Source organism: Parabacteroides caecihominis, from assembly GCF_023656785.1.
GTDB lineage: Bacteria > Bacteroidota > Bacteroidia > Bacteroidales > Tannerellaceae > Parabacteroides > Parabacteroides segnis.
In genome coordinates this window covers 24,263-38,437 of record NZ_JAMOKS010000035.1, presented here as the reverse complement: position 1 = coordinate 38,437, position 14,175 = coordinate 24,263, and the positions used below count along the sequence as shown (strand labels likewise).

Here is a 14,175-nt window from a genome sequence, read left to right as displayed (position 1 = left end):
TTACTTTATTTAATAATTTATATTCCAGCTTTTTTATTCTTCTTTCAGACGTCCCGGAAACTCTGCGAATATAGCGATAATAGCTAATAATGCAAAGAAACCTATAATCAATAAATTAAAATTATAGGTAGAAATTAACATACTGCCCAGTTTTTTCTCATAAGAATAGAAAGGAGCCCTGCCAAACGGATTATCCGGCACTATATAAATCTGACCGACGGCCGGATAGATACGATTCCCGTGCTCTTTATAAAAGTTACGGCTACCGGCTCCCATAACCAGGTCTTCGATAGCTGAATTATGATACTTTTTCTTCTGTTCGGTTACCCATTCACTCCCTTTTTCACGTATATCCTTTTCCTGTATCTGATCCAGATAAGCCGTAAAGTTACGAGCACGCTCGTGCAAAGCCGAATCTACCTTATCCAGATACGACAGAAAACTTTCACCTTCACTACGGGGAGCGATACGGGCGGCACGTCCCAATACGGCAAGTTCATTTTCTACCGTCAGACGTTTGTCCGGATCATCTTTTCCCTCCAATTGTTCAGCCAAGCGACGCACTTCTTTCGAATGTATATTTTCATAATACTGCGCCAGATATTTTTCCCGCTCTATCGGGAAGTAAGCCTGATTGTAAGCATTATCGGCAAATTGCTCTACCATCAAGGCCTCGAAAGCCCAACGCGAAGGGATAATATCACCGATCAACGGGACCTTATTTTCCTTTGAAGCACTGGTATTCAAATCATCAAACTTGATAACCAATCCGCAAAGCAATATCTGCGGGATCAATAGAAGAGGAATGGTTATATAGATCGCAACGACAGAGTTCATCGACTGTGACAAAATCAGTCCCGTCAGGTTTGCTAGAAAAGAAGTTATCCAAAGAATGCTCCACCAGACACCAAACATCTCCCATCCTACCCCTATGATCGTATTTCCCACTAAAATAAAAAGTAAGGACTGAAATCCGGATACTCCCAGCAGGTAAACCATTTTAGATGTAAGATAGCTGCTACGGCTTAACCGGAGGAAATGTTCCCGCTTCAGGACAGGCCGGTCTTTTATAATCTCTTCGGCACTTATACTTAATCCCATAAAGGTGACCACAATAACCGACATAAAGATATAAGACACAAAATTCTTGTTAGCCAGCAAAGTATATTCGTCACCATCGACATACCGGGTAAGCAAAGCAACGATCAGCGCCAGCAACGGAGCTTCGAGCAACGTAATTGCCAGATATTGCTTATTAACCAGTTTTGTCCGGATATTCCGTTCCAGGAAAATACAAAACTGTTTGAACCAGGTCGGTTTTTTCTGCTTGCTGTCAGGCAGTTCCTTCTCCTCAACCGGTGTATAGGACGGACGCGACGAAATATATTTCTCGTGCCATTCTTCAGGTGTAAACTTCCGGATGTTCGTCTGGTTTCCGGAGTCATCGATCTTCTTCGAGTCGATAATATTCAGAATCAGTTCCGGATTCACATTCCCGCAGGTACTGCAAACACTGATATCCGGATCGGTATATTTAGCTGCTTGCTTGAAATAAATAATCGCTTCGATCGGATTTCCGTCATAAATGGGATAACCTCCCCGGTCCAGTAACCAGAGACGATCGAATAATTTATAGATTTCAGATGATGGCTGGTGGATATTGACAACGACCAGCTTTCCCCGGTGCGTCTGTTCTTTCAGCAACATGATAACCTTCTCGGAATCCGATGAAGATAACCCGGAGGTCGGCTCGTCCAGATACAGGATAGCCGGTTCACGGATCAGTTCAAGGGCTATATTCAACCGTTTCCGCTGTCCCCCGCTGATCGTTTTACGGATGGGGGAACCAACTTCCAGGTCTTTTATCCCTTCCAGGTCCAATTCTTTCAATACATTTTCGACCCGCGCTTTGATTTCCTGATCCGAAAGACGGGCAAAACAGAGACGTGCCGTGAACCAAAGGTTCTGATACACGGTAAGTTCTTCTATCAACAAGTCGTCCTGCGGAACAAAACCGATCAACTGACGGGCTTCGGGAGCATCCAACGGATAACCGTTCACCGTAATAGTACCCTCATCGGGACGGATATTCCCGTTCATGATACCCAACAAAGTAGATTTACCGACTCCGCTTCCTCCCATTATCGCGACCAACTGGCCCGATTCCAGGTTAAAAGAAAAGTTATGCAAACCGTTGGTACTATTCTTAAAAGTAAAGTTCAAATCTCTACCGTTCAGGAATATGGCTTCCTTCCGTTCATTCTTATTATATACGGTCAGCAGATCACTGTAATAAACCGGAAGAAACAACGGTCCCTTCAACACGCTACTATGCTGCCAGGCATAAAAGATACCCGGCGACAAAGGAATATCGTTCATGAAAACGACACCTGAACCATAGTAAGTAAAGATTTGCTTGTCAAACCGCCGGATAAAGAGTACACGAATAAAACCGTCCATCCCTTTACGAGTGATATGATTCCCTATGGCGGCCTCCTCTCCACTGATAGTCAATAAAGAAGAAGATGGCTTTCCGGTAATAAAAGCAAGTATATCGTCAAACTCTTCTTGCGGAATAGCAAAAATATCAGCCACCAGATGAAAGAGTGGCAAATGATTCTCAAACTCTTCCGAGTTCGAATAGGCGAACTCCACAAAGCGGACCAGAAGAAGCAACTGTTCTTCCGCCACCAGCTTCACCTTCATCTGTTCACAGATATTGCGTATCACATTCTCCTTATCTACAGGAAAAAGCGGATCATCGTACATGCTGCGCAACTCACTGTATAACTCAATATACTCTTTATGGGAACGGACACCGAAATGACTGGATAAATAGAAATGAACTGCACGGCTCGCCTGTTGTTCTTCGATACGTACAGCCGAAGCAAAGACAGCAAACAGATTCAACAAACCGTTCAGAATGGTCTCATTCATATATAATAATAATTTACAGGCAAAGATAAAATTTAATATGCTAATATGTCCCCTTTGGCAGAGTTAAAATGCTTTATTCTGAAAAAGAGGTGTCAGCAACAAGAATCACCAAAGGATTAGCATATCCGCCAAAGGGGACGTCCTTGAAGGGGGGCGAATAACACGCAATGATTGAACTCATTCCTTATTATTATCTACAACATCCACAACACTAGGAATAATTTTCTATTTATCAATTAATTACAATATGGTTGCAGATAAAAAAACATCTACAACAACAGGACGGCATCTACCACTATTTGCCACCTTTCAAAGACTACATGCAATCATCTTACACTTGTGAGGTATTACCATTATCTCTATGTCCATTACTGCTGTCCGGTATGGCTTATTTGTTTTTATGCTGTCTAAACCTTTGTTTTGTGCGTAGAAAACAAAAGTTTAGACAGCACAAAACAAAAGTTTCCTCCGCAAGAAACTTTTATTCATCCCTACCCCTTTCTCCATCGAAAAGCAAAACAATGCATAAAGTGGTAGATAGAAGATGATAATTGTAGATATTCTGTCACCTGCAACCATCACATAAGATACTTATTTATAAAACATTCAGGAGTAAATTGTAGATATTGTAGATACTATAGACTATTTATTTTTTTCTGAGAAAGTATTTTGATTTTAGGATATGATTCACTATTTGTCAGTTTTGAACTATCCGATTATTGACCGGTTGTAACTGGCTCCCCTCTCGAGAGGGGAGCCAGTTACAACCAGTCAATAAACAGATAATTGTACTTAAACTTCCTTACCCAACTGAAACGAGTAGCTGGCATGAGAATTATTGGTGGGAAGATGAATCTGAAGAAGATCACTTCAGATAGTTATTATATATATTTGTCTCATTAATCAATTAATAATATGGCAAGAACTGTAAATTATTCAAAGAAAATCGGCCATAATCTTTTGTTTTTTGGGACAAACGCTGCGACAAACTAAATGCCTATACACAGGTAAATTGTCGTTTTTTTAAAAGATTGCACGCTAAGAAAAAGAAAACAGCGACCATTAAGTCGCTGTTTATGTTACTATTAAGAAGAGAGCCGAAAGCCGGACTCGAACCGGCGACCTACGCATTACGAATGCGTTGCTCTACCAACTGAGCTATTTCGGCAACTTTATATATTACTTTGCTACTTGTTTTTCAATCCGGGCGCAAAGATAAAAACTCTATTCGACATCTGAAAGAAGTTTTGTCAAAAAATCATCTAAATCTGCATCTAAATCTTTCAACAGCGGATCATCTGCCCGTAATACTTCATCATCGAGGAAGAGAAGTTCCTCTATTACAACAAAATCCTCATCCGTCAGACTGATAGAGAAAGGTTTCATGATATGGGGACTTTCAAAAACAGTTTTCGCAACTAAAAGAGTCAGCACAGATTTTACGGTGTTGGCTACCTGTTTATTGAATTGCTCTTCTTCACAAGGACAACCTACCCAATCAAAGACGATAACCTTATCCAGTAACCGTTCATCTTCATCATAGATTTGCAGTTCTCCGCTTTCAGCATCCGCCTGAACATATAAATCGCTGTAATAGCCGTTAGAATCTTCAGCTGTCAGCTTACCGATAGCAGAAGTAAATGTTGTCTCCAGGACAGACTGAATCTTTGCATTATTTGCACTCATAACTCTTTTTTTATTCTTTTTTCGAATCGTCTGTCAAAAGTAATAATAATTCGGAGAATATATGATATTATTCACCAAATTGCATGTTAAGTTTTTTATCGGAACGGATACGGTTGCGCAACACTTCTATATAAAGTGCTAACAGTTTAGTATTCTTACCGTCCTCACCTTCGCTTTTCTTAAATAATTCGTATGATTTATTTGCCCATTCATAGGCCTCGTCCAGGTTGGTCTTCATTTCATTGCCCAACGCCAGATTGGAAGCAGCTTTGGCTTTGGCTTTCGGACTGTTCGATTTTTCATAGAGATGCATCCAGTGTTCAGCTGCCTTATCCCATTTTTCTGATTGCGCATAGGCAGAAGCCTCTTTCCAACGGGATCCCATAGCATTATAATACCAGCGCGTTTCGCTATTCCAGTGAGGTACAAAATTAGGACTGGCCTTCGCTCCAATGTATTCGGCTGAAGCACGTAAAGCATTTTCGGATGAAGGTAAATATCTGTCAAGAAGGATCAGATTCGGTGCGTCTTCCATAAAGAAAAGGCTGTCAGCCACATAGACAGTAGCTAAGGGATTCGGCCTGTTGGGAAGGTAACCACGCACAACACCGGACATTTTCACCTGGATCTCTCCTTCCACATAACCCTCAGCAAAAGCCACCACATTTTTCCTGGACTCAAACAACATCCGGTCCAGGGAAATTACTGCATCCGATCCGGTTTCGTCACATAATGCCTGTACCTGATCCTGAGTCAATTTTTTATCCTCGTAATAAACATCATCTTTGCGGACAGCATCGTGATAGAGAAGAACGTCATTAAAATAGGACATATCTGCCATCGACCTGCCCAGTCCGCGACAAACGTCAAACAGGGCACTGTCGGCTTTCACCTTACAAGTATCCACCTTGTCACCAAACAGGTTGAACTCACACCCGACATCATCCGGCTGAGGAACAGCGTTATTCACAACAAGAATCTTTCCTACACTTTTCGGAAATGTTATTTCGGCAGGGTTGTAAGTATCAATACCCACATAGCTAACAGAACTACAGGATGCCAATAAGCAAACACTCAATAAACAATACGCAACTCTCATCACTTTTCACTATTAGAAGGAGGCGCAAAAGATTGCGCCTCTAATTATACAATATCACTCACCGCCTTGAAATAGCCGATCGATTCAGCTATACCCAGGAAAGGATCTTTCATATCCTTTTCATATTCAAGGCTACACATTCCGGTATAGTTCACCTCACGCATCATTTTCATCAGCGCAGGGAAATCAATCTTTCCACGACCGATTTCTATACCGGCACCTGCTTTCGACGAATCCGTCACGTCCTTGATATGCATATCAAACACACGGGTATGATATTTTTTCAGGTCGGTAACCGGGTTACATCCGTTACGCAGGTCATGACCGATATCCAGACACATTCCGATACGCGGATCCAGGTCTTTCGTATGTTCCCATACATCTGTTGCATCCGGATATGTTTTAATATCGGGCCCATGCAAATGGATCGCATAGTGGAAGTCATACTCTTTCACTTTCTTATCCACATAAGGAAGCAATTCGTAATTGGGTACGCCCACAATCAACTTCACCCCTACGCGTTTCGCATACTCGAAACCACGGTCAATTTCCGCTTCACTCTTCATATATATAGGACCAACAGCATAGCCGGTAACATTATGAGCAGCACATTTCTCATGAAATGCCTTGATCTGTTCTTCGTTACTATCCAGCGGCAGATGGAAATCCTTAATGCAAAGATAATGAATATCGAGTCTCTGCAATGTCTTCAGAGTAGTATCCAAATCAAAATTAACAAATGTATAACCAGCCATCCCCAAACGCCAGGGGTTTATTGACTTCGCCGCCTTTGGAATGATCCGGTCCGGCAAACCGGCTTTTACTACGCCTGCCGATCCTAACAATAATGCACCGGCAAGTCCTTGTCTAAAAAATTTTCTTCTAGAATTCTCCATGGTATAATTATGTAAATAATATGTTACGGCTTTTTCAATGGCAACACAACCGTAAAAACAGAGCCTTCGCCAAACACGGAAGAGACACTGATCGTCCCGCCCATTTGCGTAATAAGACCTTTACAAATTGCTAACCCCAGTCCTACCCCTTTACTCCAGTCATTCAGTTGAACGAAGCGGCTGAATATCTGCTCCAGTTTATCTTCAGGAATACCTTCACCCGAATCTTCCACCGAGAAGATGACATCAGCTTCCGTCACCTCATAACCAAACCGGATAAAACCTTTTTCCGTATGCTTAATCGCATTGGTCAGCAAGTTAGTAAGAATTTGCGTAAGACGGTTACGATCGGTATAAAAAAGTTGTGGCGGGCACTCATTTAATTCCAATTTAACGTTCTCCGGCATCCTGAGTAGTATTACATTATATATCTCTTTCACCAGGACAGGAAGATCATGGTTGGCATAACTGAGCGCCATAGTGTTGGATTCTATCTTCGAAATATCAAGGACATCCGTGATCAGACGCTGAAGCAGTTCATTATTACTTTGGATAATATCAGCATATTCCTGGCGGGTTTCCAGATCATCCTCATCGACCAACACCTGCGAAAAACCGACAATCGCATTCAGCGGAGTACGTATTTCGTGATTCATATTCGCCAGGAAAGCAGACTTCATCCGGTCGGCCTCTTCCGCCTTCTCTTTTGCCAACTTCAATTGTTGACCATACCGATGACGGCTGTACGATATATATCCCAGCAAACAGCACAGAATTAGCAGGAAAGCGGCCCCGCCTCCCATTTGAAGCAGATGAGAATGAGCCTGTGCTACTTCCAGATCCATTTGCCTGTTTTTCAACTCCAACTTATCCACCTCATGCTGCGTTTTCATTTCCGCCAGTTCCTGATAAAAATGTACTTTGGATAATGAATCATTCAAAAATGCATATTCCTTGTAAGCTAATGAGGCAGCCCTATCCCTTCCACTTTCCAATAAGACATCAGCTCTATGCTGCAACATCTCAAGATATCCCAGCATCGTTTTCCGTTCGCGCCAGACAGGTAATAAGGAATCGTAAATGGCTAATGCCTTGTTATACTGTTTGCTTTGCTTATAATAAGCTCCGTAAATCGTCTGTAACTCATTCTTATAGCTATACATTCCATACTTCCGGATATATTCCTCCGCTTTCTTCAAATGCGCCAGTGCTTCCGGGAGTCTGTCCATGGCTATATATAGTATAGCGTAATGCCGATGTACCACATACTCCAAATAATAGACAGGATTTTCAATATCCAAAGATTCTACTCCTTTCTCCTTACATATTTTCACGTAATCATCCAGGCGACTGGTATACTTCATTTTCATCTCCAAATTCGTCGCTTTATTCATCAACTGCCGGATAATATTAATACGTTTGATCAATGGAGCATTCCTCATTTCCATACTATTCAAAACCTCCTCATACAAAGCAACGCCTTCTTCTTCCAAATTATTAGATAAATAAAAATCCGCCAATGCTTGATTGCCCATCTCCACACCTTCTTGGAATTTCAAGGCTCCGGCTTCCTTTTTCAGACTGGAGACATATTTTAAAGCTTCTTCATTTTTCTTACTGCGGGTTAACAGATAAATATACCAGGCTTTCATCCGGAAATACTCGACTAACCTTTTCTGTTCCAAGAATAAAGGTAATGCCTTTTGCATCCAGAAATACATACTGTCGGGATTTTTAGCATAATAATAGCGCACATAACAGAACATAGCATTCGCTTCCTGATAGCTATCTTTCTGACGTCTAGCCTCTTCCAGCAAACGGGTAGAATATATAAAACCAACCTGTTGCTGAACATGCTTCTGTGCCAAAGTATAAAGAGTGTCGAGCGACAACGTTTCTTTATTCTCTTCAGCGGCGTTTAATGTTTCCGGGGTGCAGTATCCCCAAAGAAAACAAAAACTGATAAACAGTATTCCCCTTAATACCCTCATTTCTTACAAACCTAGCATACATATCAAGGCCTGCAAGTTAGCAAAAATCAAATAGATTATACCTTTTTATAAAAGATAAAAATAAAAAGTCCCATATTTGTCTGATTCAGAACAAATATAGGACCTATAACAGGGTAAAATAGCGTTTTACTTCTTCAAAGCGGCAATGCTTTCTTCGATCGACTTGATCTTGCTTTCGGCATCCGCCTGTTTCTTGCGTTCCATTTCGATCACTTTTGCAGGAGCTTTGCTTACAAAACTTTCGTTACTTAGCTTCTTCTGTACGGAAGCAAGGAACCCCTGCTGGTATTTCAGTTCTTCAGCCAGTTTTGCCAATTCTTCTTCCACATTGATCATATTGCCCAGAGGAACAGCATATTCAGTTGTACGAACCAGGAAAGAAACAGCACCGGCCGCTTTATCGTCAGTCTTTGTAATTTCAGACAGGTTACACATCTTGGCAATAACCGGATTGAAAGCATCATTATGATCGCCTAAAACCTGTAAAGCCAATGTATCCTTGTTCGGAATATTTTTCTGCAAACGAATAGTACGGACACCGCTAACAATTTCTTTCACTACATCAAAAGCATCCAGGTACGCGTTATCGACCGGGGCTACTTCCGGCATCAACGCCACCATCAAACTTTCACCTTCCTTGCGCGGTTCCAATGCCTGCCACAATTCTTCCGTAATGAACGGCATGAACGGATGAAGCAAACGAAGCAAGGCATCGAAGAAACCGAGTGTCGCATCGTAAGTCACCTTATCGATCGGCAACTGATAACCCGGCTTGATCATTTCCAGATACCAGGAAGAAAATTCGTCCCAGAACAATTTATAGATCATCATCATTGCCTCACTCAAACGGTATTTGCTGAACAGGTCGTCCACTTCGGCAATCGTCTTGTCCAACTGTATCTTAAACCACTTAACAGCAGTTGCCGATGCTTCCGGCTGTGGGATCTTATCATCTACCGTCCAACCTTTGATCAGACGGAAGGCATTCCATATCTTATTATTAAAATTACGTCCTTGTTCACACAATGCCTCATCGAAAGGAATATCGTTACCGGCAGGTGCAGCCATCATCAGCCCCATACGGACCCCATCGGCTCCATACTGTTCGATCAGTAACAGCGGATCGGGAGAGTTTCCTAATGATTTCGACATCTTACGTCCCAGTTTGTCACGAACGATACCGGTAAAGTACACATTCTTGAACGGCATATCTTTACGGTATTCATAACCAGCCATAATCATACGGGCAACCCAGAAGAAGATAATATCCGGTCCTGTCACCAGGTCGCTGGTCGGATAGTAGTAATTGATTTCTTCGTTATCCGGATTATTGATACCGTCAAACAAAGAGATCGGCCACAACCAGGAAGAGAACCAGGTATCCAGACAGTCGTCATCCTGACGCAGATCGGCCATTGTCAATGCCGGATTCTTCTCTTTTGCCAGTTCCAATGCTTTTTCTGCTGTCTCGGCTACTACATAACCACCTTCCGGCAGATAATAAGCCGGGATACGGTGTCCCCACCATAACTGACGACTGATACACCAATCCTTGATGTTTTCCATCCAGTGACGGTACGTATTCTTGAACTTAGGCGGATAGAATTTAAGTTCGTCATTCATAACCGGTTCCAAAGCAATCTGAGCCAGATGTTCCATTTTCAGAAACCACTGCATAGACAACTTCGGTTCGATAGGAACGTTTGTACGTTCAGAATAACCGACTTTGTTTTCATATGCTTCTACTTTTTCCAGCAGGCCGGCTGCTTCCAAATCTTTCTCGATCTGCTCACGAACATCAAAACGATCCATACCGATATATAAACCGGCTGCTTCGCTCAATGTACCGTTATCGTTGAAAATATCGATAGATGGCAAGTTGTATTTCTCACCCAGCATATAGTCATTTACGTCATGCGCCGGAGTTACCTTCAGACAACCTGTACCGAATTCGATATCTACATAATCGTCTTCGATAACCGGGATCACGCGGTTTACCAGCGGAACGATCACCTTCTTACCTCTCAGGTGCTGGTTCTTCGGGTCGTTCGGATTGATACACATGGCAGTATCGCCCATGATCGTTTCCGGACGGGTGGTTGCAACAACAGCATAACCGTCTTCACCTTCGATCTTATAACGGAGATAATATAATTTACTATGTTCTTCCTTATAAATTACTTCTTCATCGGAAAGAGCAGTCAGAGCTTTCGGGTCCCAGTTTACCATACGTACACCGCGATAGATCAGTCCTTTTTCAAACAGGTCTACGAATACTTTCAATACGCTTTCCGAACGTTTTTCGTCCATCGTGAAAGCCGTACGGTCCCAATCGCAGGAAGCACCCAGTTTGCGCAACTGTTTCAGGATAATACCTCCATGTTCTTCTTTCCATTCCCAGGCATGTTTCAAAAATTCGTCGCGGGTCAGGTCCGTTTTCTTGATGCCCTGCTGAGCCAGTCTGTTTACAACCTTCGCTTCAGTAGCGATAGAAGCATGGTCGGTGCCCGGTACCCAACAAGCATTTTTCCCAAGCATGCGGGCACGACGGATCAGGATATCCTGAATGGTATTGTTAAGCATGTGTCCCATATGAAGTACGCCGGTGACGTTAGGGGGCGGAATGACGATTGTGTACGGCTCACGGCCGTCTGGTTTCGACTTGAAGAAGCCGTTATCCAACCAATACTGATACCACTTTCCCTCTACTTCGGCGGGGTTGTACTTACTTGCAATTTCCATATTGTTTTGTTCTAATTATATCCTTATTAAACATAGGCCAACCAGCCTGTTATTTTTGATTTGCAAAGGTACAAAAAATATTATCATATAGCATGTTCCGCCTATAAAATCAGGATACATCAATCGTTGATCCCTACACCGAACTGCGTCTGTTGCCTTTCAACATCTTTCACTTTCAATTGATTTAATTCTTTACGTAAACGTTCGTTCTCCCTTTCCAGATCACTTTTGTTAATGGAAAGATTAACTACAGAGCGGGATTGTCCGGATAAGGATAACTCTTTCTGTGAGAAAACTTCTTTTTGATCATTTGCTACACTTTCAAACTCCAGTATCCCCTCCAACGGACGTGACAGCCCCGGATTTTGCATGGAAGCACTGATTTTGATTTTACCCGACTTTGTTGTCGATTGTACCAGGACCGGAGCAGAACCCCAAACGACCGGACACGGATTGGTACCCACGGAAGCATCTCCCAGCAAACGTCCCTCACCTGCTATCTCAAACCGGATAACTGAATTATTCAAACGTTTTACCGTTCCGCGCTTATCTACGATTTCGGCAATAACAGTTACCACATCGGAGCCATCCGCTTTCAAAGGAACCTGCTCATTGTCCAGACGAAGAGAAATATGATCAGCCTGACCGGACGGATAGCGTTTATCACTCACTACAACTTTCCCATCTATCAATCCCTCGGCCAGCAGATACGCATCATCCTGCCTTCCCGAACGTGCCATCGCTTTCCATTCCATAAAATGAAATGCATCCGCAAAAGTTATTATAGGAGACGGCATGCCTTTATGATCAGGATCTTTCTTATAAATATATTCTTTTCCACTCTTGAAGACTGTTAAACGTACTTCATCACAATTGGAATACACAGTCACATCTTTCGGTGAAAAAGGTGTAAGTTCATGTGCTATATAGATCATCGGTCCATTATCCGTAATCAAATCGCTTTTTTCCGGAGAACGCTGCGACATAAACATATAATAAGACGCTTTCGGCTGGCGAAATGCATCCATAATTCCGCCATAAAAAGGATCGGCATGATAACCGCGCTGATGATCGAACGAATGCCAGAAACAGGCACCGACAATCTGGTCGGGTTTATTGCAGATCGTTTCATAACATAAAACCGGATAATCCTTTACATAAGACGGATTCGCATAATGCTCCGCCTGAAGCAGCATCGGTACTTCTCCCCATCCGCGTGCTACACGGCTATCCGAGTTCTGGGCATTCCAATCGTCGACATTATCTCCCCATTCACGAATGAAATAGGTTTTATCTGTCCGTAATTTCGATTCGACCGGACGCAATAACAAGGAATAATAATGATCTCCAGCCGCCCCGTCATCACAAGCCGCAATACTATAAGGATACGGATATTCTTCCAGGCAAATATCCAATGCCTTTTTGGCAAAATCCTCCGGATAATGGGTTTCATTCAGGATTGGTTCCCAAAAGAACAAAGAAGCATGATTACGATGTATACGGATCATATTCCGTATATCCGAATAAAGGCGTTCTCCAAAGACCGGTTCTTTATTCCAGAATTGCCAACCCGGAACTTCAACCAGCGCAAACAAACCTAATTCATCACAGGCATCCATAAAAGCCGGGTCTATCACATAATGGGTTCGAATAACCTTCAAACCCGCATCACGCAACTTCTTGGCATCCCTCCACTGCATCGAATTCGGTAAAGCATTACCTAAAACGGCAAAATCCTGATGCCGGTTCGTCCCCATTATCTTTCCTTCGTAAGGTTTGCCGTTTATCCACAGGCCTTCCGTTTGCCTGAATTCTATACTTCTGATACCCACTCTCTGACGATAACCGTCCACAACCTGGTCATTAGCACCTTTGACCATCACTTCCAAATCATATAAATAAGGATGATCGGGACTCCATAAAGAAGGTGCGTTAATTTTCATTGAACCAACAGCATACGAAGCATTTCCCCTCTTCACAGTCAACTTCTTCGATACACGCCTGACAAGTTCACCTGATTTCTTTTTCAACTCAAAAGTAACCGTAACATTTTTATCGTTTGCCGAATTATTGCGGATATGGGCTTTCAGGTTTACAAGGGCACTTTTTTCAGATACATCTGCGTAAGAAACGAACAAACCTCCTCCTGCCACTTCATCCTCATAATTCGCATTGGTTATAAACACGTCATTATGTGCAACCAGCCAACAATCACGGTAGATGCCACCAAAATAAGTAAAGTCCAGTAGATTTTGCGGTTTACCGACCGGATAAGAAGGGTCATCGCTATTATCCGCTTTTACAGCTATCACATTCTCTTCACCCCATTTCAGAAAATTCGTTACATCAAGTATAACAGGCAAATATCCGCCATAATGCTTTTTTAACAACTGCCCGTTCACATAGATTTCACTTTTTCCCATGATCGCCTCGAAATGGATGAACAACTGTTTTCCTTTCAGATGTTCATCCGGAGTAAAACGTTTACGATACCAGGCAATACCCTGATAGTTGGCACAACCGCTGGCTTCCATCGGCAGATACTCCAATCCGTGCGGAACAGAAACAATCTCCCAGCCGGAATCATCAAAATTCACGGCATAAGGAGTTCCCTGTACATCACCTTTTATAAACCTCCATGCCAGATTCATGGAATAAACTTCACGGCCGGTATTGGGTAATTCATAAAAACCGGCAGTCGAGAATTCCGGTAACCCTAAGGCGGACAGATTTAATGTCAATACCCAAAATAGCAACACTAAAATATTCTTTTTCATAAAATAGTCTGTTATTAGAATCAATC

The 14,175-nt window shown here is 42.5% G+C and carries 7 protein-coding genes and 1 tRNA gene; all 8 read right to left on the bottom strand.

The annotated features are described in order from the left end of the window. Positions 1 to 33: 33 nt before the first annotated feature. Complete coding sequence (locus tag NBH14_RS22740; RefSeq protein ID WP_186961349.1) at positions 34 to 2,937, bottom strand: ATP-binding cassette domain-containing protein; 2,904 nt, start codon at positions 2,935 to 2,937, stop codon at positions 34 to 36. 1,095 nt (positions 2,938 to 4,032) lie between these two features. After that, positions 4,033 to 4,105, bottom strand: a tRNA-Thr gene (locus tag NBH14_RS22735). 56 nt (positions 4,106 to 4,161) lie between these two features. After that, positions 4,162 to 4,623, bottom strand: coding sequence for a hypothetical protein (locus NBH14_RS22730; protein ID WP_186961350.1), 462 nt, complete (start codon positions 4,621 to 4,623; stop codon positions 4,162 to 4,164). Between the two features lie 67 nt (positions 4,624 to 4,690). Beyond that, positions 4,691 to 5,722: a DUF6340 family protein gene (locus NBH14_RS22725; protein ID WP_186961351.1), complete on the bottom strand. Its 1,032-nt coding sequence runs from the start codon at positions 5,720 to 5,722 to the stop codon at positions 4,691 to 4,693. A 44-nt stretch (positions 5,723 to 5,766) separates the two neighbouring features. Beyond that, on the bottom strand, positions 5,767 to 6,618 hold the full coding sequence (locus tag NBH14_RS22720) for a sugar phosphate isomerase/epimerase family protein (protein WP_186961352.1): 852 nt from the start codon (positions 6,616 to 6,618) through the stop codon (positions 5,767 to 5,769). Positions 6,619 to 6,641: 23 nt separating this feature from the next. Further along, positions 6,642 to 8,609 carry an ATP-binding protein gene (locus tag NBH14_RS22715; protein ID WP_186961353.1) on the bottom strand — a complete coding sequence of 656 codons (1,968 nt, stop codon included), beginning with the start codon at positions 8,607 to 8,609 and terminating at the stop codon, positions 6,642 to 6,644. 147 nt (positions 8,610 to 8,756) lie between these two features. After that, positions 8,757 to 11,372: a valine--tRNA ligase gene (locus NBH14_RS22710; protein ID WP_186961354.1), complete on the bottom strand. Its 2,616-nt coding sequence runs from the start codon at positions 11,370 to 11,372 to the stop codon at positions 8,757 to 8,759. A gap of 119 nt (positions 11,373 to 11,491) precedes the next feature. Continuing rightward, positions 11,492 to 14,149, bottom strand: coding sequence for a sugar-binding domain-containing protein (locus tag NBH14_RS22705; protein WP_186961355.1), 2,658 nt, complete (start codon positions 14,147 to 14,149; stop codon positions 11,492 to 11,494). Between the last annotated feature and the right edge of the window lie 26 nt (positions 14,150 to 14,175).